The sequence below is a fragment of the Sphaerisporangium sp. NPDC051017 genome, from assembly GCF_040683095.1.
Classification (GTDB): domain Bacteria; phylum Actinomycetota; class Actinomycetes; order Streptosporangiales; family Streptosporangiaceae; genus Sphaerisporangium.
The window spans coordinates 34,809-59,295 of sequence record NZ_JBFBCI010000008.1 but is presented as its reverse complement, the minus strand read 5'-3'; the positions used below and the strand labels follow the sequence as shown (position 1 = coordinate 59,295).

General features: G+C 67.7%; 27 protein-coding genes and 1 pseudogene. 14 read left to right on the top strand and 14 right to left on the bottom strand.

Going from position 1 to position 24,487, the window contains the following annotated elements:
* Window positions 1-24: 24 nt before the first annotated feature.
* The 7 genes and pseudogenes from AB0M95_RS09850 to AB0M95_RS09820 all read left to right on the top strand — a co-directional run bounded on the left by AB0M95_RS09850 (window position 25) and on the right by AB0M95_RS09820 (window position 5,673).
* Window positions 25-501 carry a hypothetical protein gene (locus AB0M95_RS09850; protein ID WP_358525392.1) on the top strand — a complete coding sequence of 159 codons (477 nt, stop codon included), beginning with the start codon at window positions 25-27 and terminating at the stop codon, window positions 499-501.
* 25 nt (window positions 502-526) lie between these two features.
* Window positions 527-1,309 (top strand): hypothetical protein, encoded by a 783-nt coding sequence (locus AB0M95_RS09845; RefSeq protein WP_363761659.1) that lies wholly within the window; start codon window positions 527-529, stop codon window positions 1,307-1,309.
* Window positions 1,310-1,408: 99 nt separating this feature from the next.
* On the top strand, window positions 1,409-1,807 hold the full coding sequence (locus AB0M95_RS09840; RefSeq protein WP_363761657.1) for a hypothetical protein: 399 nt from the start codon (window positions 1,409-1,411) through the stop codon (window positions 1,805-1,807).
* Entirely contained in the window at window positions 1,804-2,352 is a 549-nt protein-coding gene (locus tag AB0M95_RS09835) for a hypothetical protein (protein ID WP_363761655.1), read from the top strand. Before AB0M95_RS09840 ends, AB0M95_RS09835 begins: the two co-directional genes overlap by 4 nt.
* Window positions 2,353-2,503: 151 nt before the next feature.
* Window positions 2,504-3,256, top strand: a complete 753-nt coding sequence (locus AB0M95_RS09830) for an MBL fold metallo-hydrolase (RefSeq protein ID WP_363761653.1) — start codon at window positions 2,504-2,506, stop codon at window positions 3,254-3,256.
* Window positions 3,257-3,691: 435 nt separating this feature from the next.
* Window positions 3,692-3,937, top strand: a pseudogene (locus AB0M95_RS09825) (helix-turn-helix transcriptional regulator); the annotation flags it as partial.
* A 263-nt stretch (window positions 3,938-4,200) separates the two neighbouring features.
* Complete coding sequence (locus AB0M95_RS09820; RefSeq protein ID WP_363761651.1) at window positions 4,201-5,673, top strand: beta-galactosidase; 1,473 nt, start codon at window positions 4,201-4,203, stop codon at window positions 5,671-5,673.
* Between the two features lie 332 nt (window positions 5,674-6,005).
* Here the strand turns inward: AB0M95_RS09820 and AB0M95_RS09815 are convergent, their stop codons facing one another.
* The 4 genes from AB0M95_RS09815 to AB0M95_RS09800 all read right to left on the bottom strand — a co-directional run bounded on the left by AB0M95_RS09815 (window position 6,006) and on the right by AB0M95_RS09800 (window position 8,258).
* Complete coding sequence (locus AB0M95_RS09815; protein WP_363761649.1) at window positions 6,006-6,536, bottom strand: RICIN domain-containing protein; 531 nt, start codon at window positions 6,534-6,536, stop codon at window positions 6,006-6,008.
* A 546-nt stretch (window positions 6,537-7,082) separates the two neighbouring features.
* Window positions 7,083-7,466, bottom strand: coding sequence for a YkvA family protein (locus tag AB0M95_RS09810; protein ID WP_363761647.1), 384 nt, complete (start codon window positions 7,464-7,466; stop codon window positions 7,083-7,085).
* Between the two features lie 23 nt (window positions 7,467-7,489).
* Complete coding sequence (locus AB0M95_RS09805; RefSeq protein ID WP_363761645.1) at window positions 7,490-8,083, bottom strand: Chromate resistance protein ChrB; 594 nt, start codon at window positions 8,081-8,083, stop codon at window positions 7,490-7,492.
* 40 nt (window positions 8,084-8,123) lie between these two features.
* Entirely contained in the window at window positions 8,124-8,258 is a 135-nt protein-coding gene (locus tag AB0M95_RS09800; RefSeq protein ID WP_363761643.1) for a hypothetical protein, read from the bottom strand.
* A 220-nt stretch (window positions 8,259-8,478) separates the two neighbouring features.
* Here AB0M95_RS09800 and AB0M95_RS09795 point away from each other — a divergent pair, with 220 nt between their 5' ends.
* The gene (locus tag AB0M95_RS09795; RefSeq protein WP_358525354.1) at window positions 8,479-8,901 is read left to right on the top strand and encodes a hypothetical protein; all 423 of its coding nucleotides are present in this window, start codon (window positions 8,479-8,481) and stop codon (window positions 8,899-8,901) included.
* A 90-nt stretch (window positions 8,902-8,991) separates the two neighbouring features.
* Here AB0M95_RS09795 and AB0M95_RS09790 read toward each other — a convergent pair whose 3' ends face one another.
* The gene (locus AB0M95_RS09790; protein WP_363761641.1) at window positions 8,992-9,117 is read right to left on the bottom strand and encodes a hypothetical protein; all 126 of its coding nucleotides are present in this window, start codon (window positions 9,115-9,117) and stop codon (window positions 8,992-8,994) included.
* 203 nt (window positions 9,118-9,320) lie between these two features.
* Here AB0M95_RS09790 and AB0M95_RS09785 point away from each other — a divergent pair, with 203 nt between their 5' ends.
* Together AB0M95_RS09785 and AB0M95_RS09780 are read left to right on the top strand one after the other, a co-directional pair.
* Window positions 9,321-9,695, top strand: coding sequence for a hypothetical protein (locus AB0M95_RS09785; protein ID WP_363761639.1), 375 nt, complete (start codon window positions 9,321-9,323; stop codon window positions 9,693-9,695).
* Complete coding sequence (locus AB0M95_RS09780) at window positions 9,674-10,618, top strand: class I SAM-dependent methyltransferase (protein ID WP_363761637.1); 945 nt, start codon at window positions 9,674-9,676, stop codon at window positions 10,616-10,618. Before AB0M95_RS09785 ends, AB0M95_RS09780 begins: the two co-directional genes overlap by 22 nt.
* 109 nt (window positions 10,619-10,727) lie before the next feature.
* On the opposite strand, the gene AB0M95_RS09775 is transcribed toward AB0M95_RS09780, so the two are convergent.
* The 8 genes from AB0M95_RS09775 to AB0M95_RS09740 all read right to left on the bottom strand — a co-directional run bounded on the left by AB0M95_RS09775 (window position 10,728) and on the right by AB0M95_RS09740 (window position 18,364).
* Entirely contained in the window at window positions 10,728-12,869 is a 2,142-nt protein-coding gene (locus AB0M95_RS09775) for a peptidase domain-containing ABC transporter (RefSeq protein ID WP_363761635.1), read from the bottom strand.
* Window positions 12,869-13,033 (bottom strand): hypothetical protein, encoded by a 165-nt coding sequence (locus AB0M95_RS09770; RefSeq protein WP_358525346.1) that lies wholly within the window; start codon window positions 13,031-13,033, stop codon window positions 12,869-12,871. Before AB0M95_RS09770 ends, AB0M95_RS09775 begins: the two co-directional genes overlap by 1 nt.
* Before the next feature lie 74 nt (window positions 13,034-13,107).
* Window positions 13,108-14,169 (bottom strand): TIGR04500 family putative peptide maturation system protein, encoded by a 1,062-nt coding sequence (locus tag AB0M95_RS09765; protein ID WP_363761633.1) that lies wholly within the window; start codon window positions 14,167-14,169, stop codon window positions 13,108-13,110.
* The gene (locus AB0M95_RS09760) at window positions 14,166-14,831 is read right to left on the bottom strand and encodes a hypothetical protein (protein WP_363761631.1); all 666 of its coding nucleotides are present in this window, start codon (window positions 14,829-14,831) and stop codon (window positions 14,166-14,168) included. The genes AB0M95_RS09765 and AB0M95_RS09760 overlap by 4 nt, the downstream gene beginning before the upstream one ends.
* Window positions 14,816-15,235: an MvdC/MvdD family ATP grasp protein gene (locus tag AB0M95_RS09755; RefSeq protein WP_363761629.1), complete on the bottom strand. Its 420-nt coding sequence runs from the start codon at window positions 15,233-15,235 to the stop codon at window positions 14,816-14,818. The genes AB0M95_RS09760 and AB0M95_RS09755 overlap by 16 nt, the downstream gene beginning before the upstream one ends.
* Before the next feature lie 118 nt (window positions 15,236-15,353).
* Entirely contained in the window at window positions 15,354-15,509 is a 156-nt protein-coding gene (locus AB0M95_RS09750; protein ID WP_363761627.1) for a putative ATP-grasp target RiPP, read from the bottom strand.
* Window positions 15,510-15,937: 428 nt separating this feature from the next.
* The gene (locus AB0M95_RS09745; RefSeq protein ID WP_363761625.1) at window positions 15,938-17,023 is read right to left on the bottom strand and encodes a CPBP family intramembrane glutamic endopeptidase; all 1,086 of its coding nucleotides are present in this window, start codon (window positions 17,021-17,023) and stop codon (window positions 15,938-15,940) included.
* Window positions 17,024-17,140: 117 nt separating this feature from the next.
* Window positions 17,141-18,364, bottom strand: a complete 1,224-nt coding sequence (locus tag AB0M95_RS09740; protein WP_363761623.1) for a histidine kinase — start codon at window positions 18,362-18,364, stop codon at window positions 17,141-17,143.
* Between AB0M95_RS09740 and AB0M95_RS09735 the strand changes: the two genes are divergently transcribed.
* Window positions 18,276-18,782, top strand: a complete 507-nt coding sequence (locus tag AB0M95_RS09735) for a hypothetical protein (RefSeq protein WP_363761621.1) — start codon at window positions 18,276-18,278, stop codon at window positions 18,780-18,782. The two genes, AB0M95_RS09740 and AB0M95_RS09735, sit on opposite strands and share 89 nt — an antisense overlap.
* A 357-nt stretch (window positions 18,783-19,139) precedes the next feature.
* Window positions 19,140-20,663 (top strand): hypothetical protein, encoded by a 1,524-nt coding sequence (locus tag AB0M95_RS09730; RefSeq protein WP_363761620.1) that lies wholly within the window; start codon window positions 19,140-19,142, stop codon window positions 20,661-20,663.
* Between the two features lie 899 nt (window positions 20,664-21,562).
* On the opposite strand, the gene AB0M95_RS09725 is transcribed toward AB0M95_RS09730, so the two are convergent.
* The gene (locus AB0M95_RS09725) at window positions 21,563-22,882 is read right to left on the bottom strand and encodes a helix-turn-helix transcriptional regulator (RefSeq protein WP_363761619.1); all 1,320 of its coding nucleotides are present in this window, start codon (window positions 22,880-22,882) and stop codon (window positions 21,563-21,565) included.
* A gap of 645 nt (window positions 22,883-23,527) precedes the next feature.
* Here AB0M95_RS09725 and AB0M95_RS09720 point away from each other — a divergent pair.
* Together AB0M95_RS09720 and AB0M95_RS09715 are read left to right on the top strand one after the other, a co-directional pair.
* Entirely contained in the window at window positions 23,528-23,821 is a 294-nt protein-coding gene (locus tag AB0M95_RS09720; protein WP_363761618.1) for a hypothetical protein, read from the top strand.
* Between the two features lie 83 nt (window positions 23,822-23,904).
* Entirely contained in the window at window positions 23,905-24,363 is a 459-nt protein-coding gene (locus AB0M95_RS09715) for a hypothetical protein (protein ID WP_363761617.1), read from the top strand.
* Window positions 24,364-24,487 lie beyond the last annotated feature (124 nt).

Genomic DNA, 24,487 nt, shown 5'->3' with positions numbered 1-24,487 from the left:
CATGAAATCCGACAAGGAGGATCGATGAAAGAAAAGGTCAGCATCGTCGTGATGGTCGACGCCGTCGGGGCGTTGTCCGACCGGACGCTGCACAACGGCAACATCTCGCTGGTCGACGACAGCTCGGCGGGGAGCCGGCACCAGGGGACCCCCGACCTCATCACGGCGGTGGTCCCGGGACAGGTCGTCCAGTGGACGCCCATCCACGTGGACGTGCAGACTCCGGTCGAGATCCAGGCCATCGAGTTCCTGCCCGGCGCGGCCGTCCCGCCCTCGGACGACCCGGGCGTGCCGCCATACCCGGTGGAGCCCCCTGCCGTTCCGGCACCCGACGCCACGGGTTCCGACGGGCACGAGAACCACGACCTGCTGGTGTGGGAGGGCGTCGTGCCCTACTCCATGGTGCCCGGTGTCCCGTACCGGTACCGGCTCTCGCTCAAGCTCCACGAAGGACCCAACAGCGTGCTGCACATCGACTCGCCCGCGCTGCTGCGCGTGTGAGCCACGTTCTGCGAAAGGCGGTTTCATGGCACAGCAACACGGGATCATCGTGCTGTTCGACGTCGAGAACGCGCTTCGGACGCGGTCGCTCGACGGCAACACATACTGGTTCGACAACATGAAGTTCCTCGGCTCGGTCGGGGAGGGCACCGGGCAACTGGTGACGATCGTGCCCGGCACCTATTTCCTCGACGGGTCGCAGGCGACCGAGCAGGTGCTGAACTGGCTGCCCGCGGCGCTGGGGGCGATCCCCCCGACGGTGCCGCGCAACTACCTGGCCGAGCAGGAACGCGCCCACGACCGGCGCACGCTGGAGCAGTTGGCCGCGCTCAGCGGCGAGGGCGAGGCGAGCAGCGCCGAGCTCACGCGGCTGCGGCAGCGGGTCGGTAAGCGTCCCCGCAAGCAGGCCGGCGGGCGTGGCCTCACCGCGGCCAAGCTGCTGGACGTCACCGGGAAGACCACGAACAGCGCCGCCGCATACAACTATCCGGCTCCGGTGATCACCGATATCACCGGCCAGGCCGTCAGCGAGAAGATCATGTACCCGGCCCAGTACGGGTCGCCCGACATGATCTACGACGGCTGGTACTGGGCCGCGACCGTGGACACGAGCCGGCCGGGAGTCTACCCGTACACGGTGCACGTCCAGCTGCACGAACTGGTCGAGCAGAACAACGAGCTGGTCTGGCAGTCCGTGGATCTGACCTGCGAGTCCAGCCTCAAGATCACCAACGACCCGAAGCGCAACGCGTTCACCGGCGCCGGACTGGGCGTCCTCCCCCTCCCTGCCGTCCCTCCCGCCGGCTGACCCGGCCCGAACCGGAGCATCTTCGAACAGAGGAGCCACATGCCCCCGAGGAACCGACAGTCCGAACACCGGCCCGCACGGCCTGTGACGATCACCGCGGTGGTCGACCCCGTGGCCGCGCTGGCGTCGGAGAACCTGGACGACAACCTCTACCTCTACGACACCAACAAGGCCGCCGGGTCCTCCGGTTTCGGCACTCCCGAGCTGCACAGCCGGGTACGCAAGGGCGACACGCTGCTGTGGAACGTGATCCCGCTGGAATGCGAGACCTACGTGGCCCTCGCCGACATCGAGATCGACCCGCAGATCGCCGAGCCCACGCGGAAGGTGTATCCCGGCACCGACATCGTGTTCTGGACCGCCGAGGTCAAGCAGGACCTCACCAAACCGGTACCGTACCGGCTCTCCTTCCTGCTCGGCACCGTCGGCACGCCGTTCACCTCCACCGCCCGGCCGGCCCTGACCGGTCCCGCCGACGAAGGAAAGGAAGGCCGATGACCCAGGCGTACACGGCCACGGACTTCGCCGATCGTGGCCAGCTCAACTCCGTCCAGCTGAACGTGGTGACCCTCGTCGACATGGAGAAGGCCGCCGCGACGAAGTCCCTGGACGGCTGCCTCTACATCATGGACAACAGCGTCGGCGGGGTCGGGCAGGGCAGCGACCATCTGGAGACCATCTGCAAGCAGGGGCAGGTGATCAACTGGATCGTCCGCCCGATCGACATGCACCGCCGTCCGGACGGCACCTGGCCCCCGATGCCGAAGATCAACAACCTGGTCTTCCTCGACATCGAGAAGGGCGACGAGGACGATGTCGCCGAGCGCCGGATCATGACCGAACTCAAGGTCTACGGCGCTCCCGACCGGATGCGCGACCAGTACACCGCCGTCTACTACTACTGGGCCGGGGCGGTGATGAGCGACGCCAAGCCGGGGGTCTACCGCTATCGGTTCGTCCTGGAGCTGGAGAAGGAACACGGCACCGACAAGTTGTACCTGAACTCGGTCAACTATCCCGCCCTGCGGGTACTGCCCGTCTGACGGTCCCCGAGGCCGGCGAGCGCGGTGTGGTGAAGACGGCTTGTCATGGCCGCCGCCCGGCGGCGGCCATGACAAGCCGGAGACGGCCCGCGTCCCGTTCGGTTAACGTGGTTCGCACGATGCCCGACGGCGCGCGGCAAACGGAGTGCTCATGACGACCACCATCACCGTGATCGGCGGCCCGACGGCCCTCCTGGAACTCGGCGGGCTGCGCATCCTCACCGATCCGACCTTCGATCCGCCGGGAGATCACCCCGTCGGGCCGCTCACGCTCACCAAGACCATCGGCCCGGCCCTCTCCTCCGCCGACATCGGCCGGGTGGACCTGGTGTTGCTCAGCCACGACCAGCATCCCGACAACCTGGACAAGCTGGGCCGCGAGGCGATGGCCGCCGCGCCGCTGACCCTGAGCACACCCGCGGCCGCCGCGAATACCGGCGTCACTTCCCTGTGCCCCTGGGAACACCACGACGTCGGCCCGGTTCGCGTCACCGCCGTTCCCGCCCTGCACGGCCCGCCGGGATGCGAGCCCATCGTCGGTCAGGTCACCGGCTTCATGCTCACCGGCGCCGGGTCGCCCACCATCTACGTCAGCGGGGACAACGCTTCGCTGGAGTACGTGGAGCTCATCGCCGGGCGGTTCCCGGCCATCGACGTCGCGCTGCTGTTCGGCGGTGCCGTTCGCGTCCCCATGATCGACGAGCGGCTCACCTTGAACGCCGCCGAGATGGTGATCGCCGCGCGCCTGCTGAAAGCCCGGCACGTCGTGCCGCTCCATGTCGAGGGCTGGAGCCACTTCACCGAGAACCAGGCCGACGTGCACACCGCCTTCTTCGAAGCCGGCCTCGACCACCTGCTCGTTTCCCCCGCTCCCGGGCGACCGGTCCCCCTGATGTCCGCCTGACGATGCAAAGCGGCGGAGCCAGAGCATGACGGATGCCAGGGGCGTCTGCGGTGCGTCTCCTCCCGGGCGCCGGTCCGGCGCCAGGTGGTGCACTCCGCGCCGCCTCGCGGCCCTCTGACCGGCGTGCTCCGAGCACAGACAGCGACCCTTCAGGTCGAAGCCCCAGCACCAAACTCACCTACGAGATCAACACCTCGAGGTAGGACCGACGAGGAGCGCGGAGGGATCACGCGTCTTCTGATGGTCATCCTTCTGCCTTTCTGGCTGTCGGGGTTGTGCCATCTGGTGTCGCCGGAGATCACGTTGCGCCAGGGCTTTCGGCGGCGTGGCCCGGACGGACTCCAGACAGAGTGGCAACACGCGTGCTGCTCCGGCAATGGGTCAGGACAGTCCAGGGACAGCGAGAAATGATCAAGGCTTTGACGTGTGCCGTTCATGTCGTCCTGGGATACTCCACGCATTCCGGGCCGATGCGAGATGAGGTGGCAAGTGTCAGCGGAGCGGCTGGCCGAGTTGCTGTCCGAGTTGAAGCTGCGTAGCGGGCGCACGTACGAGGCTCTGGGGCGCCGTACCGGAATGAGCCGGTCCACGGTCCACCGCTACTGCCGCGGCGAGATCGTCCCTGACAGCTACGGCCCGCTCGAGCGCATCGCGAGGGCGTGCGGCGCGGACAAGGCGGAGCTGGACGAGCTGTACCGGCTGTGGGCCCAGGCGGCCGCGCCCCCGAGCGCCGAAGCCGTGACATCCGGCTCGCCCGCGGTGAGCGACGCATCCGGCCAGGGCAGTGCGTCGGGCGAGGATGGCGCGACCGGCCCGGGCGGCGTATCGAGCGAGGGCGGCGCGGCCGGTGAAGGCGGCGCGGTCGCGGCACCGGCGACCGTCACGCGGGATCCTGCCGTCACCTCGCTGGTGTCCGCCGCGGAGAAGCCCCCATCACCTCTGCGGTGCCCCGCGCGGAGGAGACGCTCGTCGTCTCCGTGCCCCCTCCGGTGGGGGAGACGGCGGTTACCGATGGGGGCGAGACCGTCGAGATCGGTCCCGGCCCCGGCTGGGGGGTCACCGAGGTCGGCGGTTCGGGCGCCGCGCCCCGGTGGCCGAAGTGGGCGGGGGCGCGTCAAGGGCTCGCGTTCCTGAGCACGATGGTCGCGATCGTGTGCTTGGCGGTGCTCACGGCCAGCACACCGCCCCCGCCCACGCGTCCGGCCGCGCAGCCGCAGTGGATCACCGGGCCCGCCTGGACCAGGCCTCCAGCCCCTGTGCCGCGCACGTTGTTCGGCGTCACCATGAACAGTTCCACCGGCACCATGCCCGCCTTCCGGGTCGGCGCCGTGCGGCTGTGGGACAGCGAGACCCGCTGGGCCCAGATCCAGCCCGAGCGCGGCGAGTACGACTGGTCGGTCCTCGACCGTCTCGCCACGGGCGCCCACCACGCCGGGCTGCCCGTGCTGTTCGTGCTCGGCGGGACACCCGCGTGGGCGAGCCCCGGAGGGCCCGCGGCGCCGTACCCGGACGGGTCCAAGGCCGCACCGCCCGACGACCTCGCCGACTGGGACGCGTTCGTGCGCGCCCTGGTCGGGCGTTACCGCGGGCGTATCGCGGCGTACGAGCTGTGGGTGCTCGGCAACGACCGCCGCTTCTACGCCGGCACCGTCGAGACGCTGGTCGAGATGACGCGACGGGCCAGCATGATCATCAGAAAGGCCGACCCCAAGGCCACGGTGGTCTGTCCGGGGATGGGGCAGTTATGGACGCCTGAGGGGCGAAGTGTGCTGCGGCGGTTCGCCGAGCTGGGAGGGTACGACCACTGCGACGTCGCGGGGATCAAGCTGCACCAACGCACCGCGTCCGATCCGCCCGAGAGCATGCTGGAGCTCGCGACCATGGTCGATCGGACGATGCACGAGGTAGGGATACAGCCGCGCCTGTGGAGCACGGGCACGACCTACTCGATCCCCCTGGAACGACCGCTGGACGAGACCAGGGCGCGAAACTACGCGGTGCGCTTCTTCCTCACCGGGCTGTGGGCGCGGAACGTCAACCTCGAGCGCATGTACTTCTACAACTGGGGCGGCACCAAGATCCCGATCGTCCTTCAGGCCGAGGGAGGCGCTCCGACCCGTGCCGCGCTGGCCGTCGAGCAACTGCAGCGGTGGCTCGCTCACGCCCACAGTCGATCGTGCGGACGCGGCCTGGCGATCAATCTCCCCGAGAACGTGTGGCAGTGCGAGTTCACCGTGATCGAGCCCGACCGGGAGTACACCGCGACGATCCGGTGGGCGATCTCCGGGACGGCCGACACCACCGCGGGCCCGAATGCTCACGTCGTTCGACGGCTGGACGGCGCCACCGTGCAGGTCAGGCCGGGGGACACCATCACCGTGACGGAAGAGCCCGTGCTGATCGAGGACCGCCCGTAGAGCGAGGCCAGGTCCGGGGGGGGACAGCACCTGAGGAGCAGAGGCGCGGCGGCGGCAAAGCAGGGTGGCGGCGACTGGGCACCATGAGCGCTCAGCCCGTCCACCCCACGCAGCACCCGCCGTACCAAGCCGCACCCGCCGACCAGGGACGCGCCGCCGCACAGATGCAGCACGACGATCGCCATGCTGTGGCCGGCCATCACACGGGGTTGGGGCGGTCGGTGGGCCGGGACTTCGTTCCTCAGTCCCGGCCCACCGGGTAACCGGGTTGCTGTCCTGCCTGCCGCTGATGCCCTGCGGTAGATCGGGAAGGTGCCGGGTGTGGCCAGAGATCAGGACAGGGTGTCCTTGATCACGATCTGGCCGTCTTTGATCACGAACTTCTGGTTGGTGTTGTTGGGGTCGCACTGCCACAAGTACACCTGGGTGCCGTTGCCGCGGCCGTTGGTGGCGTCCAGGCATAGCTGGTTGGCTGAGTTAAGGGTGGACTTGAGGATGATCAGGTTTCTCTTGATGACCCAGAGCTGATTAGCGTTACTCACGCACTGCCACTGGTAGACCCGGGTGCCGTTGGTTCGGCCGTTGGAGGAGTCCAGACACATCACCTGGCTCTTGCCGATGGTGTCCTCCACCTTGATAAGGCCGTCCTCGATGACGAACTTCTGGTTGGTGTTGTTGCTATCGCACTGCCACTGGTACATCAGGGTGCCGTTGCCACGGTTGTTGCTGACGTCGACGCACATCGGGGTATTGACCAGGGTGGTGCGGGTGGGCTCGTGATCAGAGGCCAGCGCAGGCAGAGGGGTGACCGCGCCCATGGCGGCGGAGATGACGGCGGCGGCCAGCAGACGGCGAGCAAGCATGGTTGCCTCCCAGAAGAGTTGATCAAGACTCAAGCACCATGCCACAACGGACAGTAGTTTATCAATTACCGTACGCATGCATCTTTGTGCGCCGCGATGCGATGCCAACCAGGCACGAAGGGTGGCGGTCGTCGGGCATCCGGGTTGCAGTTTGGGTTGCAGTTCAGGGTGGTACAGAGCCGTTCAGAACAGACCGCGCGTACCCGCCGACCAGGGGACGCGCCGCCGCACACATGCAACGCGACGATCGCCATCCTGCGGCCGGCCACCGCGCGCGGTCAGGGGCCGTCGAAGATCCAGGATTCGTTCCTCACCCTGGCTCACCGGGGACAGGCTGATCACCCTAAGTCGTCAAGGGTTGAGCACAAGCGACCAACCAGCAGATCGCTAAGTGGTCGCGTTTGTAAGTCCTTCGGGGGTTATGCCGCGATCTCCAGTGCGGCGTTGCGTGCCCGATGCCGCGGTGATCAAGGGAGAACCACGGGGACCCGCGGGCGATGCCGCACGCCTGGCCGACGCAGCGGGGCAGGTGAGGCGGTTTCGAGGTCACCTCAGGCCGGTGAGACGACACAGCACAGCGAAGCCGTCCTCGGTGCCGGGCCAATGCCGCCGTACGGCCTCCAGGCCGGACCGGCGCACCACCGAACGCAGCACCGCGGTGACGACGATGGCGTCGTCGGCGTACCCCAGGACCGGGATGAAGTCCGGCACCACATCGAACGGTGTAGCCAGGTAGATCAGCAGTAGCCCGAGCCGCACGCGTACCCCTCGCGGCAGCGTGCGGTCGGCGGCAAGGCGGCGTACCAGGCGCAGCACGTCGGGCAGCAGACGCAGCGCTTCGCGTAGCAACCCGCCACGCGGACGGAGGATCGCCAGCGCCGCGATCAGTACGCCCCAGGCGACCAGCAGCGCGATTGCGACCCCGATCAACAGGTCCCATCCCCACCAGCCGGTCACAGCCGCCCACTTTCTTCCGCGCCGGTCGTCGCAGAGCCGGTCCTGGCCGGCATCTCGGCCGACAGCGCGGCCTGCTCGAAGGCGGCCAGGTCCGCAGCCGACTCCGCGACCGCGGCCCGCGCTGCCGCGCCGGTCGGTGCGGCGAAGTAGTCCCGGGCTGCGATCTTTCCCAACCAGGAGCGAAATCGTTCAAGGTCGGCTTCCGACTCCTCCACCTCGGCATAGCTGGTCCGGCCACGCTCGCGCTCCCGCGCCAACTCCTCCCGGAAGGCGGGCAGGCGTTCCAGCACCTCGGCGTACTCGGCATCCCGGGCCGCGTTGAACTCCGCGATCACCTGATCCTCCTCGGCCTGTTCGGTGAGCTGTATGCGCAGCACCCGGCTGCTGCCACCGTGATGGCGCACCCGATCGGCAAGCCGGCGCACCTCGCGCTCCACCTCTGGCCGGATGGGCAGCAGGCAGGCCGACTGCTGCAGGTACAGGGCGCCCAGCGAGCGCAGCTTCCTCCATACCTGCACGCGCAACGTCCCGGCCGCTCCTGCGGTCGTCACGCTGATCAGCATCCAGCCGCTGCTCGTATCGATCGTCACGAGGCCAAGTTACGTCCGTAACATTGAGAATGTCTAGGCGTTACGTAGACGAATGGATCATGTGCTTCCCCTGGGCGCTGACCCGGTCTTCCAGCGCCCGGCGTTCGCGCGCCAGGGTGTCCTCCAGCTCGCGGCGCTGGGCGCGCTCGGTGTCCAGCCGTGTCTGCAACTCCACCAGGGGCCACCCACCCGATGGGCCGCCTCTCGGAGTTCGCGGACGTCGCGAAACGCGTTCTACCCGAAACATCCTGAATCCATAGAAGTTACATTTTCTTCAATATTTGGCCACTGGACAGCCCGAAAGCCCACCAAAATAATCGCGTCCAAGTGACATCCGCCGAAGAGAGGCTGAGAAATTGGTGGCACGTTTTTCAAGGGTTCTCACGATCGCTCTGATGACGGTCGCCGCGCTCGTGGTGGCGGTCGCCCCGGCGCATGCCACGTATGGGCCCGACCGGACGGTGAACATCGAGGTGTGGGGGCAAGGCGTCAAGCTGTCCGGGGCGTACGGGTCGATCGCGTTCGACGACGGCAACGCCAAGTACCGCTACTCGATCGCGATGTGCCAGCAGTCCAGCTACACCCGGCCCAGCCTGTTCGCGTCCGTCAACGGCGGCGCGCGAACCACGTTGTACGCGGGTGGCGGCACCCCGGTGAGCATCCCCCAGTGCCCGTACACGGCCTACCTCATCGGTGGCGAGGTGACGCCCGGCGGCACCGTCGACAACGTGACGCTCACTGTGGACGGGGTGCGTTTCAACCCCCCGAACAGCACGTACCACACTAATTCCGCGTTCTACGACAACCCCTTCAACTGAGGGTTCTCCCCGCAGGTCGGCCACCGAAGGCCCCGCCGGTCGCCCGGCGGGGCCTTCGCCTGACGGGTCGGACGACGACAGACGGGACGATCAGGCCGGCGGAACTGCGCGCGTCGAGCAAGGATCACCGGTGGCCGTGGACGGCAACAGTGCGGTGGTGATCGGCACGGCGAAGAGGGCCAAGGTCTGCAGGGTGATCGCGACACGCAGGAACATGGGTGACTCCTCGACGGCTGCGGGACGGGTGAAGACGGCGACGATCTGCGTGCTCCACTCCGATGACCAGGCGCGGCACGGTTGGGATAACGAAGCGGACCTACCCGACAGCGGAGGGGACCTCCCAGCGCGCACCGGTCCGCGCCTGCGGATCGGGGCTTCCCGCGCGGGCTGGCCGGCCCCGGCTTCGCTGAGGCACGCTGATGGTCGTCAACCGGCGCGCGGTCATCGCCGCGGCGCTCGGGCACCGGTTCCCCGGCGCGGACGTCGTCGTCAACCGCGTCCTCGTCTACGGGTCGCTGACGGTGCTCACCGGCGGGATTCACTTCGGGCTGACCTGGCTGTTCGGCGCCTGGTTCGGTGGCCGGGACGGTGAGGACCCGTCCGCCGGGCCGGCCGCGGCGCTGGCCACGGGCGCGCTCTTCAACGCCATGCGGCTACGCCTGCAACGCGGCGTCGACCGACTGCTGAAGGTGGAAGGCGATCCCTACCGGCTCGCCGACCGGCTCAGCCGTACCCGTGTTGATCAGGGAGTTCGCCCTGTTAGGCTGCGCCAATGGCGGCTAGGGAAGCATTGACTCCTAAGGATCTCGACCGGATCCCCGGCTGGTTCTGGGCGACGGACCAGCGGCTATTCAGCTGGATCCTGTCGGAGAAGGCCGTCGGCGAACCCCCGGGAGATCTTCTCGAACTCGGGACCTACCTCGGTAAGAGCGCGATACTGATCGGCAGTCATCTGCGCGCCGGTGAGACGCTGACCGTCTGCGATCTTTTCGAGTCCGACGCCCCCGAAGAGGCGAACAACGCCGAGACCAGCCGCTCGTACTCCTCGTTGACGCGGGAGAAGTTCGAGCAGAACTACCTGACATTCCACGAGAGGCTTCCGAAGATCGTTCACGGGCCGACCTCTGTAATTCTCGATCATGTGGCGCCGAATTCATGCAGGTTCGTCCACGTGGACGCGTCCCACCTCTATGTGCACGTGAAGGACGACATTCTGGCGGCGCGCCGGGTGCTGAGGCCGGACGGGGTCGTCGTGTTCGACGACTACCGCAGCGTGCACACGCCCGGGGTCGCCATGGCGGTCTGGGAGGCGGTGGTGAACCTCGGGCTGGAGCCGGTCGCCATCAGCACCCAGAAGCTGTACGGGACGTGGGGCGACCCCGGGCCGCTGCGCGAGCGCATGCGGCTGTGGCTGGAGAAGACGCCCGAACTGTGGTTCACCATCGACCCGCTCAGCGACCGGGACCTGCTCCGCGTCAACGAGGTGAAGAAGCCGGCCGATCCCCCGGTGGACGCGGCCACGCTGCGCAAGCTGAGCGCCGAACTCAAGCGCACGTCGGCGGAGCTCAAGCAGGCGGTCGCCGAGTCGAAGTCGGCCACGGCGTCGCTGCGGAAGGCGACCGCGGAGATCAGCCTCGCGGGCCCGGTGGCCCAGCGCGCCGTCCGGTGGACTCGCAGGCGGCTGCGGGGAGCGAACAAGCCGACCGGCAAGGACTGAAGGCCCACCCCTGTGCCCCCCTTTCGGGCATCGCGCACGCCGCCGGGGGCCGCGGTCACGCCCAGAGGCGCTCCTCGAAGCCGGTGACAATGGGGACGAACGCGGCGGCTCACGCGGACGGAACGGTCTGAGCGGCGACGAGCCGGGCGTACGTGCCGCCCATGGCCATCAGTTCGTCGTGGGTGCCGCGCTGGACGATGCGGCCGGAGTCGACCACGAGGATCAGGTCGGCGTCCCTGATCGTGCTGAGCCGGTGGGCGATGACGATCCGGGTCTGGACGAGCCGGCTCAGGTTGGCCTCGATGACCGCCTCGGTGGCGCTGTCGAGGTTGCTGGTCGCCTCGTCGAGCAGCAGCACCTTCGGCCGTGACAGGACGGCGCGGGCGAGGGCGAGCCGCTGCCGCTGGCCGCCGGACAGGCCGCCGCCGTCGGTGAGCATGGTCTCGTACCCCATCGGCATGTCCACGATCTCGTCGTGGAGCGCGGCGAGCCGCGCCGCGGCGACCACCCGGTCCAAGGAGGCACCCGGGTCGTTCAGCGAGATGTTCTCCCTGATCGAGCCGTTGAACAGGGCGGGATCCTGGGTGACCACGCCGAACTGGCGGCGCAGGGTGCGCAGGTCGAGCTCGGACGCCGGGACGCCGTCGTAGCGGATCTCGCCCGTGACCGGGGTGTGCAGCGCCAGCAGCAGCCTGGCCAGCGTGCTCTTGCCCGACCCCGAGGGACCCACCAGGGCGACCTTCTGCCCCGGACGGACGGAGACCGAGACGTCCCTCACCGTCCACGGACCGCGGGGGTCGTGCCGGAACCCCACCTCCCGCAGTTCCACCGCGCCGCGCAGCCGCAGCACCTCGATGCCGTCACTCGGTTCCGGCTCGGAGGCCAGGATGTCCGACAGCCGGTCGAAGTGCGCGCCCGCCTGCTGCAGGCTCTGCAGGCCGGTCATCAACGAGCCGAGCGGGGTCAGGGCGCCGACGGCGATGGCGTTCAGCGCGATCAGCGTGCCCACGGTGAGCTGACCGTCCAGTACCCGCCAGGCGCCGAGCCACAGCAGCCCGAGCGGGGCCACCACCCGGATCGCCGACAACGCGGAGTCCAGGAGCCCCCGGGTGAGGCCGGTGCGCACGTCGGCGTTGAGATGCCGGGCGAAGTGGGCCGCCCACTGCTCGACCGCCCGCCGCTCGGCCCCCGACGCCTTCAGCGTCTCGATACCGGTGATCGTCTGGATGAGGCTGCCCTGCGACGCGGACAGTGCGGTGAGTTCCTGCTGGGTGAGCGCGGCCATCCGGCTGGTGGTGGCCAGCAGCAGGAGCGTCTGGAGGAGGGCCAGACCGGTCAGCGCCAGCCCGAAGACGGGGTCGTAGAGGTAGACGAGCACGATGTACCCCAGGGCGAGCGGCCCGTCCAGCAGTGCCGCCACGACCTGGCCGGTCAGGATGTCGCCCAGCGTCGAGACGCTCGCGGCGCGCGTCACCAGGTCGCCCTTGCCGCGCCGGGTGAAGTAGCGGTACGGCAGAGCGACCAGATGACCGACCACGCTCTCGGTGAGCTCCTGGTCGGCCCGGGCCCGCACCGCCACCAGCAGCGCCGCCCTCAGGTAACCGATCACGAACTGCGCCGCCCCCGCCAGCAGCACGGCCCCGCCCAGCAAGGACAGCACTTCGGCCGCCCGGGACGGGACGATGGTGTCGATCAGCAGCTCGGAGAACAGCGGAAGGGCGAGCCCGAGCAGTTGCAGCAGCAGCGAGGCCGCGATCACCTGCGCGAGCAGGCCGCGCCGGCGCCGGAACAGGGTGCGGACGAACTCGCGGCGCCAGGCGCTCGCCATCGAGGACGTGCCGCGCCGGAATCCCTCACCGGGCTCGAAGACCAGCAGCACGCCGGTGAACCCGGCGCTGAACTCCTCCGCGGTGAGCCTGCGGCGGCCCCGCGCCGGGTCGACGATGTCCACCCGGTCGGGCGACCAGCGTTCGACCACCACGAAGTGGTTGAACTCCCAGTGCGCGACCGCGGGAAGCGGCACGCGCGCCAGGTCCTCGGGCGCGAGGGAGAAGGCCCGCGCCTTGAGGCCGTGGTCACGGGCGCCGTCCACGATGGCCTTGGCGCTCAGCCCGTCTCTGCCGACCTGGAGCCGTTCGGCCACCTGGTGCAGGGTCGTGCGGTGACCATGGTGGCAGAGCACCATGGCCAGGCAGGCGGCGCCGCACTCGGTGTCGGTGTTCTGCAACAGGACCGGGGGGCGGCGCATCATCAGGAAACCGCCCTCAGCGCCAGGGCGGTCAGCACGGCCCCGCCCGCGACGACGGCGGCCACCACCAGCCACAACGCGAGGAACGAGGGGCTGCTGATCACCACGGGCACCGGGGCCGCGGCGCGGGAGGCCGCCCGGCTGCGCAGCGCCTCCTCCCGGTACACGCCGCTCCTCCCCGCGACCGGTGCCGCCTGTGGGGGACGTGGCCGTGGGATCGGGCGCGGGTGGTCGGTGCCGGTCACGACCAGTGCCATTCGACCGTGGCCGCGGTGCGGCGCTCCCCCAGCCACACGGCGAACGCGGCGCGCCCGGCGGCGTCAAGCGTCTCGGGGTCCCCGGCGGCGGGGGTCCTGGACAGGACGGCGCCGGTCAGGAACCCGCCGCTGGGCAGCTTCTCCGGCCCGACGACCTGGCCGGGCTGCGTCCCGCGCAGGGCCTCGGGCAGATCCTTCTCCCAGCGGGTCGCGACGGTCACCACCGCCTCACCGAACGAGGCGGGGCCGGAGAGCGGCGCGTCCGACACGGGGCCGGAGAGCGGCGCGTCCGACACGGGGCCGGTGAGAAGCCCGCCCGGCGCGAGGCTCGTCAGCAGTTCGTCCACGGTGTCGGCGATCGTCTTGTTCGCGCCGGTGACCCAGACGGCCTTGACGCGGGCGAAATCTCCCGGGTGCGCGGCCAGATGGCCCGGCGCCAGCTCGGCCTCCTTGTCACGGCGGAACCGGCGGCGGCGGGCGATCCCCGCGATGTACGCCTCGAAATGCTCGCCGGACATACCCGCCTCGGCCATCCAGGCCAGCGTCGACGCGCGGTCGCGAAGGCCACGGCCGCGGCGGAACTCGTCCGCCGTCGCCTGTAGTTCCGCCGCGCTCACCGGCGCGCCGTCCTCGGACGCGGCCGCGGACAGCAGGCACTGGTCGACGATGTCCTCGTACGGCGAGGCGTCCCGCCGGGACAGCGAGCGCAGCATGGTCAGCGCCTGGGGCACCGACACGTGCACGTCGTCCACGCTGACCAGGTACCCGGCGGCCCAGTGCGTCGAGTGGTCGATCAGCCAGGGCACCCCGTCCTCGGGCGGAGCGGTCAGCGCGACCGTGCCGCCGCCCGGATGGTCGAGCAGCAGGTCATAGTCCACCACGGGCGTTCCCGGGCGCTGGTCGACGAGCAGCCGCGCCCGGGTCCGCGGGTGCCGCGCGGCCCACTCGTCCGCCGCGCGGCGTGCGGCGGCGACGCCGGCCCGGCGGCGGGGCAGCGAGAGCAGCAGGTCGGCCCCGGATTCCAGGGCCTCGGCGAAATCGGTCACGGCTTCTCTCCGTCCATGAGCCGGTCGGCGATCGCGTCGCTGACCGGCAGCCCTGCCCAGAGCTCGACGAACCCCCACGCACCGTTGGAGTTCAGTTCCAGGAAGACGTACTCGCCGCCGGGCGTCACGATGAAGTCGAGGGCGGCGTAGGTGAGGCCGACGTCGGCGACCAGCCGGGCGCAGCGCAGCGCCACCTCGGCGGGCAGGTCGTGCGGGCTGTACCGGACGCGGTCGTTGTCGTAGTGCCGCCAGTCGTCCCTGGCCGCCCTGGAGGCCGACGCGTCGATCTCCGCGGCGAGCACCCGCCCCCCCACGACGATCACCCGCAGTTCGACGGCCTTCGGGACGTACGGCTGCAGGATGACCGGCTCGTGCCGCAGCCGGTGCCGGGAGGTCAGGTGACGGCGGGTGACCACGGTCGTGTACGCGCGGTGCTGGGCGCCGTCGATCTGGAACCGGTCGGAGGCGATCTGCTTGGCGACCAGCCGCCCGGCCGCCGACTCGTACGCGTCCGCGAGGTGTGCGGGGTCGTTGGTGTACGTCGTGTCGGGTACGGAGAAGCCCAGGTCGATCGCGCGGGCCAGGTGGAAGATCTTGTTGTGGGCGCGCAGCTCGTCCGCGCGGCGCCCGGGGAGCCAGCGGGCGTTCAGCAGGCTCCACACCCCGTCAGCATGACCTCCGCCTGGAGCTTGACGTGCGCGCGCCGGCTCGGCTCGGTGATGGTGTCGGCCGCCTGCGGGCCGCTCGGCCTGCTGCGCCACACCGCGGTGATCTGGGACAGGTCGATGGTGCCCGTATCGGTGTCCAGGAGCAGCCGACGCTCGCCGCCGGTGAACGACGCGGTGATCCGGCTGCGCGCGGGGTAGTCGCCGTTGTCCCACCACAGCACCGGCGTCCCGCCGGCCTTGGAACCCGGCGTCCCGCCGGCCTTGGAACCCGGCGCCCCGCCGGCCTTCGAACCCGGCGCCCCGCCGCCCGAGGGCTCGTCCGAACCCACCAGATAGGCCCCACGCCGGCGCAGTGCCCCCAGGACCCTCTCGGCGGCCCCGTCCCCGCGCGAACTCATGATCATTATCACTTCTCGGCCCCGCCTCGAAACCCCACTACCCAGCCCACCCTGACGGCGCGGTGGAACGCTTTTCGCGTCCCACCACGCCATGGCATCCGGATGCCCGCCGGCTAGATCAGACCAGCCACCACTCGTAGGGCACGTCGTTCAGGGTCCAGGCGCTGGCCTCCCAGTGCTTCTCCGGCCTCGCGCCGCCCGCCACCTGAACCAGCTCGGCGTCGCCGAGCTCCGCACCCTCGAAAGGCAGGTCGTCAATAGTGATCTTCGACATGATCGTTCCTCCCCGCCGCGTGATCGCGGCCTCACTCCCCGGCCCTCCCTCAGAGGACCGGCGCCGCAGGCTCTCCAACGGCCCGGCGGCTGCATGAGAAACCTAGAAACGCCCACTTGCATATGACTGGGGATCTACTGGGCGAAACACTTGAACGACTGCCCGCCCGGATCGTCAGCCGTCCTCTCCAGGGGCCAGAAGGATCCCGAGGTAGAGGCAAGGAGGTACCGCCACCTGTCTCAAGGCAGGTGAGTGCCGTCGTGGATACAGTGGCCGGCATGCCGAACGCCGCACACGCCGGACGGGTCATCTTCCTCAACGGGACGTCGAGTTCGGGCAAGACAACCCGGTTGTCTGGTCCCTGCCCCCAGGGCATGGTCAAGCGGCTCGATCCAAAGACTCCGAGAAGCACCGGCTGGGGTTCGGGGTCAGTGACCGGTGACGAGGGCACGACGTCGACGGCGGATGAGCGCGAACCCGACGAGGACCACCGTGCCGTAGACGATCCATCCAGGCCAGCCCATGGCTGAGCCGTTCACGGTGTCGATCGTCGCGCCGGGGGCCGGCAGCGAGGTCATGATCAGCGCGGATGTAGCGTTGTTCACCCCGTGGGCGAGCGCCGCCGGCCACAGGGAGCCGAAGCGCACGGTCAGCCAGTAGAGGAAGCCTCCTACCCCGATGCATGCTGCGATCATCGCGAGTTGCCCGGCCCACGGCACCGCATCGGGGTAGTTGTAGCCAAGAAGAATCAACGGTGCATGCCAGAGCCCCCACAGCACGCCCCCGGCGACGATGGCGGCCGGAAGTCCCCACAGCTGCTCAATCCGCGGCATGAGGTAGCCGCGCCACCCGAGCTCCTCGCCGAGAGCGAGGATCAGGTTGATCGCGCCGCCGAGCACCATCGCCGTCAGCAGCTTGCCACCGAAGGCTAGCCAGATCTGCGGAAGTGAGGTGCCTGCCGGGAGTCCCAGATCGGCTGCGGCCTGCCGCAAGGTGAGGTCGAGATCGAAGGTGCCGAGAACACCCGCGAGCAGCTGGGACGCCACCAGCAGGATGACGGGTGCGATAATGCCGATGGCGAGCGCGCCGAGAAGTCGGACCAAGCCGCCGTTCATCCCCAAGCCGAGACTCGCGAGCACCGTGTCGCGCTCCGGAGCGTGACCGTCGGGACGCGAGATCTGCGACTTCCTGCGACGCCACGAGCGACGCTCGACCAAACGGACGATCAGAATGGCGGAGAGCGCCGGCGTGAACATGGCGATCCCTCCGCAGATCGTTAAGAGAGCCGGGTCGGAGAGACCAGGGCCTGTCCAGAGCGGTAGGCAGACCAGCCAGCAGAGCCCGAAGGCGATGAGGCAGTACAGCGCGATACCCGTGATCTGCTGTCTGCGCGGCATCGAGCGGGCGGACGCCGGCAACTCGCGCGGGTCGCTCTCGGCGGTGAACTGGGGCGCGTCCCGATATACGGCGTCCTGGTGCCTTACGCCGATGCGGTCGGACATCACGATCTCCACATGTTCGAACAGTGGGCGTCTCCCACCGCCGTCGATGCTAGAAATCGCATCTCACCGAGACGAGCGGCTTTAGGACGAAATCACGGCATTGCGTCTTTCGATGCAGGTGCGGGGTTATCACTGTCGGGCACCCGGACGATGCGGTTCTGATACGCCCACACGACCGCCTGGAGCCGTGAGCGCACCCCGATCTTGGGGAGCATGCGCGCCAGGTGGGATTTCACCTCGCAGGCCGAAGCCCTCGGTCGGTTCAGGGTCGGGGGCATGCGCTGCGGGGCCGTTACCCACGGTGATCAGCAGCGACGCCGGTGCGGTGTCATCGACATGCACCTCGCGCCGGGCGCCGGGCGCGTGACGCGCGGCGTTCGCGAGCGACTCCTGCACCATGCGGTAGCCCGCGAGGTGGGCGAGCGGGCCGAGATCGTCTCCGACAGCTGAGTGCTTGGATCGCGTCGTGACGTGAAGATCCACCGATTCACCGTCCGCCGCGCTGGTGGCGACGAGGTCTCGGACGGCGTCGATCCGGTGGGTTTCGACGCCGCGCTCAGCGCCCCCGCGAAGCAGGCCGACCACCTGCCGGAGGTCACCGAGCACAAGCCGACTCTGCGTTCTGATCTGCCGCAGGCCGGCCTTGGCCGCATCGGGCTCGGTGTCGACCTGGCGCTCGACGGCGGCGCACATGATCGCGATCCCTGACATGTGATGCGCGGCGATGTCGTGCAACTCCCGTGCGATCCCGGCGCGCTCCTGAGCGATCGCGGTCTGCAGAAGGGCCTCTTGCATCCGCTCGAGCGCCTCCTTCTCGGCACGGAGCGCGATCACCAGGCGCCGGCGCGCGACGACGACGAACGCGATCACCAGGGGCACGCCGAGCACGAGGAGAAGCTGCGCGATCGAGGTGAGCACGGCGAACAACGGCGGCATCGACTGCAGGGCGCCGATGAGCGCCTTCGCGGTCACGGCGACCGCCGCGGCGAGAACGCCGCTTCGCAGCGGTGCCCCATCGCTCCGTGTGCCGGCCAGGTACGCGGCCACCATGATCGGAATCGTCGTCACGGTGGAGATCTGTGCGACGTCGAGGAACGCGGTGCAGAACGGTGTCACGGCCACGATCACGAGTACGACCGCGGGCGCCCTCGTCGACCAGACCAGCGCGACGCCCTGCAGCACGAGGAGGAGGAGCACAGGCCACCACGATGCGAGCACGTCGGTCACCCGGTCGCCCGACCCGGACAGCGAGAACGCCCCCAGCATGACGAGCACGACCGTGAGCCCAGTCGTCACGGCCGCGCGAAGGACATCGCGCGCGAGGAGGCGCCGCGAAGTTGCGAGGGCGCTCATGTCATCCATCCTGGTGCTCATCGCCAGCCAGACAGCTCGCCTCAGCCGAACGAGCGGCGCTCGCACGCGGCCGGCCTCGTCACCTCTCCTGTCAGGGTACTCACCGAGAAGACGCCTCGCATGCTGCAGCGCCGGCGACGACCTCGTCATCGACGAAATGCTCCCGACCCCTGACCTGCTGCCGGTATGGATGGACGCGCTGGCCGACCTGGACGTACTGCTCGTAGCCGTGACCTGCCCCCTGGAAGTGGCCGAACAACGAGAGGCGGCACGCGGCACCGAACCCGGCCTCGCCCGCGGCCACCTCCGCACCGTCCACACCCACGTAACCACGTACGACCTGACGCTGGACACCACCAGGGCCACACCCACCGCCCTGGCGAAGGCCATCCTCCGACACCACCAGACCCGCTCCTGATCTTTGTGCGGCCGAACAGGCACCACAGTGAGCACAATCGGATCATTAAGCACGTACTCAGACACACGGACCCAAACCATGTCGAGCCACAACGCCCATGATCGTTCTTTGGGTTCAATCCGGGCGAATACCGACCGGCCCCCTGCGCTGCCCGCATTTCGGAGGGCATGTGCCTCTGGTCTACGTCGTGGCGGCGATAGCAGATGAGTCTGCGGATGTGCATCGTGGAAAACACGTACATGCCGATAGAAAAATCACGCGGAGTTGCCAAAGAAACGCGGACTGCGACTTTCCAGATGACTTGCTTGACATTTACTAGTTGATGTCATCCAATTGCAATTCGACCCACGGAAGGAGATGGAGATGCGCAGGAAACTAGGGTTACGCACAACTATCGGCGCAATGGTCTTAGCAAGTGGGGTGATCATTCCTCCACAGGCAAGTCAGGCAGACACCGTGAACTTTCCCTACATCGGCATGACGACGCAATCTGCGATAAGCGGCGTGGTCGGGCGGGACGGCACCGCCGTCTCCGGCGCCGATGTGGTGGCTGTAGCTCATTCCAATGCAGCAGCTATCGAGAGTACGCCCGAAGGCGGGACCCTCCCCACCTTGGTTGTGGCGGCTGCCAGCACAAACGCAGTCGGCAGATTCTCGATCAACGTCGACAGAACTGCTCTGCCATCGGCATATATAGGCGCAGGCGGAGAAGTCAACCTCGAACTCGTTATCGCCGACGACCAAAAAGAAATACGATGGGATACCACTGCACTACCCGCCCAATACCCCACACCCGTCGGTGGCGGTGAAGAACTGTGCGGTCCAGACGTCACCTACGGCTGCGACTTAGGAGATCCCGTATACATAGTTGCGGGCACCACAGCAGATCAGACCGAACCACTTAATGTCGTAGTCGCAACGGCCCAGGGTGCGACGGTAATACCTTCCTGGTCGAGCGCTAAGGCACAACAAGCAGGCGCATCTCTGCCAGCTCAGCTCATAGTCGATCTAGGCACTCACCCGACAGTTCAGGACGCTAACGATAATCCTGCGTCGTGGATCAACGCACCTCGAGGACCGACCGCTTCCTCCGAGGACGAACCCCCTCCCGCTGTGATGCCGCCCGTCTCCGCAGAGATCGGCGCAGCAGAAGTCTTGGCGGCGAAGGCAGTAGAGGCAGCACCGCGGAGCAGCGTGTTCCAAGCTACCGCCGATGCGATTCAATCCGCTGGAGTTACGACCGCAGAGATAACTGCCGGCCGGCTTGCCGCAGCAAGATACCCTGGCCCGAACTGCGGATACGCGACCAAGATACTGAAAAAATATTACAACCAAGGGGAAGTTTACGCACCAATCTATAACTACCTCGGCGCTAAGGCGACCGTAGAGCAGCATTTAGGATCAACTCACACCATTAGCGTAGGGTACAAGAGTACAGCAAGCGGAAATTACAGCGCCAGCGGCTCAGTCTCTATTACCGTGAGCGGAGAAGCCAAGGACACCCGTAAGGGTGTTGTCAATAAGTGGCTGGTTGGCGGTGTGCACGTAGCGCTGAAAGCGTCGGCTTGCCAGAACAATCCGACGAGAAAGCTGGTTCCATACGCGATAGGCGATGCGATACTCCTAACATCCTGGGCGACACATCGCAACTTCAGCAAACAATGCATATTGTATAGCGAGCAAGGCACTTACGAGAAGTCACACGGCCGTAGCGCGACCGTTAACGGGGCAATGGAGATTCTAGGCTTCTCTGCATCGGCCCAAAACGGCTTCAATGCTAATGCCAAATATACGCTCGACATTAGTCTTCCTGGAACCAAGATCTGCGGCAACGGACGTAGTGTCAGAGAATCCTCCATCATCGATGCCCGTCCTGCGTGAGAAAAAGTGAACATTCGCATCCTCCTTCGATGTGTGACCATATCGATACTGTGCATCTCCATTCTGTCATGCTCAACGCGCCACAACCCTCAGTCGCCACCGCCCAAACTGGCAAGCGGGCCCGGAGAAGACAGAATAGGACTGTATAATACAAAGGAGAACGTCCCCTATCTATTCGGTTCCGACACCGTATGTCTCGACCGGCCGGGGACCGTAACAGTAGAGAAGATCGACCTCGAAGGAGGGCGCGGCGGTCTGAGCGTTGTCGCTTACACATTCCGCTATCACCCGAGCGATATTATTCCCGTAGGACAGCGACAGACACTGATCAGTCAGCGCATACCCATAGTGAAGACGGTAAGCGAGGTTTGTGGGCCTGACTCTGCAACAGAGTATGTTTTGCAAATCGCGCGGACAACCTCGATGACGGGTTCTAGCGACAGAGTGGTCATGTATTACCGCAGCAACTCACAGCTCTACACGTTGCGTATATCACATGGCATGACCTTGTGCGCCCCCGGCGACAGGGAAACGCGCCTATGCAAGAAAGCGCCAAAATAGGCTCTAACCGGTCAGGGTGACTGCGGCGTCTCCATCTTCTTCAGAAGTGGGGATGCCGCAGATACATATCCGCACCGATGCTCCCCCTCCACGAACCCCGGCGTGGCAGATGCACCCGACAGGGGGTGGCCGATGTCACACAGCACTATCCGCCGAGCCGGGCTCCCAAAAGCTCCTTTGCGAAGGCACGTGAGCAGAGAGGCATGCGGAAATGATTGCGTGGCTCCGTCGCGGATGGGGGGAGCCACGCCGTTCAGCGGATGGCAGCGAGGAAGTCCCACCAGGCGTTAGGTGAAATGATCAGTGCCCTGCCACTTGGACGTTTCGCTTGTGGAAGGTCACGCGGTGAGGGTGCGTAGTTCCTGGGCGGCGGGGAGGCTATGAGCCTTGTCCGGCAGGGCATTGACGATCTGGTTCGCGATACGGCGGCGGGTCGCGCTGAGCGGGTAGGTCTGCGCTACCACAAGGGCATCGTCAAGGCCGTCCGCCACGTCTCGATCGTGGACGAGGGTCAGGGCGCGTGCCATGTGAACGTTGGCGATGTCACCGTGATGATCTGCGGGGAAAAGAGCGAGGGCCTGCTCTATCGCCTGAGATGCTTTCCGGGTGTCTCCGATGAGCGCCGACACGCATGCGTGGTGCCAGTGATGGTTACGTTCTGGGTAGCCCCAGATGGGAGATGTGTGGTCACTGTTGACGTCGTCCGGCAGGAGCTCGAACGCCTTGTCGAGGTCGTCCAGCGCGGCACGGGTCCGACCGGCGTCACCCAGCATGGCCGAGATCATAGCTTTCGCATTGGTCGCCCTGACGAGCCCGGCACCGGGCTTGCCGTCGGCGATCCGTATGGCATCGTCGGCAAGCCGGTCGACAACCGCAAGGGGCCGGTTCGCGAAGGCCCCGAAGTAGGCTTCCCGCGCGCGCACCCAGACACGCAGACCGCGATCTCCGGAGGCGTCGGCGGCACGGCGGGCCATGCGCCACATGGTGAGCGAGTTCCCGCTGTTCTCTCCCACGTCGCCGAGTTCCACCGCGAGGATGGTTCCGAGCTGGGCACTCGTGCGTAGCAATCCGTCGCGCATGACCGGAGACGGGTTTCGTTCGAGAAGGCGGGAGATCTCCGCAATGTCCATCGTCACGGCGCCGATCAATGAGCCGGGAGAACTGACCACCCAGTTATGCGCGTGCTCCCAAGCGATCTCTTCCCAATCTTCAACACCCAGGCGCTGATGATCAACGGCGGCACGTTCCACACCAGAGGTCAGGGCTTCGAGCGTCCCGGGTGGGATCGCCACTCCGGCACTGATAGCGGCGATTAGCCGCATTGCGGTACGTCGGTGCATATCGCCCTCCTCATCCCGGACCGGGACTTCCTTTTCGAGAGTACGTGCCCGTAGTCGTTCTAGCTCGACAGCATTTGCATGCAGTGCGACGAGTTGTCCGTCTGCGCCAAAGAGAGCGTCGAGACGGGCGACGGTGTCCGCCTGCGGACGTGCCAGCCCACGCTCCCACTTGGACAGGTCACCGCCATCGCACAAAGCCCGTGCCGCCGTTTCCTGCTGAGTGAGCTTGGCCATATCGTCACGCCAGTGCCGCAGGGTGGCGCCCAGCAGATGCCATGAGGAAGCCGCCGGGTCTACCGGTTCAGCACGACGCGGCATGCGGGCCTCCGATTCCTGGGCGTATCTGGGTTGTCACTCTCCAGAATTAAACCTCTTCAGGCACTCCCGGTCAGCCCTAATGATGGCAATGCCATAGGCGAAATCCTCGCCCCCGCCAAAGAAGCGGAAAGCCGCCGAGATGGTACGAACGCCCGGCGGGCACCCCTGATTGGGAAGGTCCTCCTGACCCATGTCCATGACTAGAGACATTCGCGTCATCCGCGTCCGCTGGGGCGCGGATGCTCCGCCGTTGCCGCTCGGGTGCCGCTGGTGTGGACATCCGCCGTACGCCCACGACGCCTCCAGCCTCCCGCACCGCCGTCACCACCAGTGGGAGCAGCCGACCCTCGCCCAGACGCGCGCTCGGCTGGACGCGCGGCGACGTCTGGGCCTGTGCGCCTCCCTTCCGGCGGCCGCGCCCGTACGTTCGCTGGTCACGGAGTCGCCCGCCAGTTCACGGCCCGGCAGGCATGTGCGGCCCGTCCTGGCTGCCGCCTCGCCCGACGGCGGCCGCTTCCCGGCCATACCTACGGCCAGTCGGCGCGAGCCGTACCAACGAGAGCCCTGCCAACCCGCGCCATATCGACCGGAGCCCTACCAACGCGTGCCGTTCCGATCTGAGCCGTACCGGCATGGAGCGGCAGCGTGAGCGGGCGGGAACCGGGGCGGCACAGGGTCGGTGGGCCGCAGGTGCGGGTGGAGCCGCGGAGCTGGGATCCGGCCAAGAAGGCGGCGGCCTCGCAGGTCGACCAGATGGAGCCGGGGTGGTTCGTGTCGTACGGGGTGGGGAGTCGGCGGTTCGTTGCGATTGCGACGTGGCGGGCTCCGCAGCCGCTGAGGGTCGAGGCGGGCTCGGTCGAGGAACTGCGCGAGCTGATGCGTGAGGCCGAGTTGGGGGCGATGGCGGGTTTGGGGCGATCGTGGGCGTGGGTGGCGTGAGCGGTTCCGGCACGCACGCCTGCGAGCCCGTCGAATCCGTCCGCTCTCGGGAGCCTCTCCACTCTCTGGAGTCGGTCCGATCTGTGGAGTCCGTCCCGCCTGTCCAGGCCGTCGAGCCCGTCGAGTCCGTCCGGTCTGTGGAGTGCGTCCGGTCTGTGGAGTCCGTCGAGTCCGTCGAGCCCGTCGAAGCCGCTGCGTCCGAGGCCGGGTGGCGTGACCCGTACGGATTGGGGCCGGACGCGCGGATCTCGGTGGGCGGCTACTTCCCGCGCGTCACCGGGCGGCCGGGGGAACTGTCGGGCTCCTGCACGACGGGAGGTGACGGGCCGTTGTACGCGGTCGCGTTCGTCGTCCCGTCCAGGACCGAGCACGCCGTGCCCTGGTCGTCTGCCGTTCCCGGAGCGGTGGCCACTGCGGCGTGCACGGCTCAGGTCAGGGTGGCCGGCATCTCCGGGTCGCGGGTGATCTGGATGCCGGGCGTGATGATGTGCGGCGACTGCGCCGTGGTGGTCGGTGGGGCGAGGCGGGGTGAAGTGCTGTGACGCTCAGCGCGACGGACGGCAGCGCCGGGCACGGGCCTCATGTGCTGGAGCCGCAGCCGGATTGCGTACAAGTCCAGTGGCAGGCCGCGACTCAAGCCGAGGACCGGCGGAGGGTGCTGCGGTG

Coding starts and splice junctions, on each gene's coding strand:
- AB0M95_RS09850 (WP_358525392.1), top strand. CDS start 25: ATGAAAGAAAAGGTCAGCATCGTCGTGATGGTCGACGCCGTCGGGGCG.
- AB0M95_RS09845 (WP_363761659.1), top strand. CDS start 527: ATGGCACAGCAACACGGGATCATCGTGCTGTTCGACGTCGAGAACGCG.
- AB0M95_RS09835 (WP_363761655.1), top strand. CDS start 1,804: ATGACCCAGGCGTACACGGCCACGGACTTCGCCGATCGTGGCCAGCTC.
- AB0M95_RS09830 (WP_363761653.1), top strand. CDS start 2,504: ATGACGACCACCATCACCGTGATCGGCGGCCCGACGGCCCTCCTGGAA.
- AB0M95_RS09815 (WP_363761649.1), bottom strand. CDS start 6,536: ATGCTTGCTCGCCGTCTGCTGGCCGCCGCCGTCATCTCCGCCGCCATG.
- AB0M95_RS09795 (WP_358525354.1), top strand. CDS start 8,479: ATGACGGTCGCCGCGCTCGTGGTGGCGGTCGCCCCGGCGCATGCCACG.
- AB0M95_RS09790 (WP_363761641.1), bottom strand. CDS start 9,117: ATGTTCCTGCGTGTCGCGATCACCCTGCAGACCTTGGCCCTCTTCGCC.
- AB0M95_RS09785 (WP_363761639.1), top strand. CDS start 9,321: ATGGTCGTCAACCGGCGCGCGGTCATCGCCGCGGCGCTCGGGCACCGG.
- AB0M95_RS09780 (WP_363761637.1), top strand. CDS start 9,674: ATGGCGGCTAGGGAAGCATTGACTCCTAAGGATCTCGACCGGATCCCC.
- AB0M95_RS09775 (WP_363761635.1), bottom strand. CDS start 12,869: ATGATGCGCCGCCCCCCGGTCCTGTTGCAGAACACCGACACCGAGTGC.
- AB0M95_RS09755 (WP_363761629.1), bottom strand. CDS start 15,235: ATGAGTTCGCGCGGGGACGGGGCCGCCGAGAGGGTCCTGGGGGCACTG.
- AB0M95_RS09750 (WP_363761627.1), bottom strand. CDS start 15,509: ATGTCGAAGATCACTATTGACGACCTGCCTTTCGAGGGTGCGGAGCTC.
- AB0M95_RS09735 (WP_363761621.1), top strand. CDS start 18,276: ATGACGAGCACGACCGTGAGCCCAGTCGTCACGGCCGCGCGAAGGACA.
- AB0M95_RS09740 (WP_363761623.1), bottom strand. CDS start 18,364: ATGAGCGCCCTCGCAACTTCGCGGCGCCTCCTCGCGCGCGATGTCCTT.
- AB0M95_RS09730 (WP_363761620.1), top strand. CDS start 19,140: ATGGAGATGCGCAGGAAACTAGGGTTACGCACAACTATCGGCGCAATG.
- AB0M95_RS09725 (WP_363761619.1), bottom strand. CDS start 22,882: ATGCCGCGTCGTGCTGAACCGGTAGACCCGGCGGCTTCCTCATGGCAT.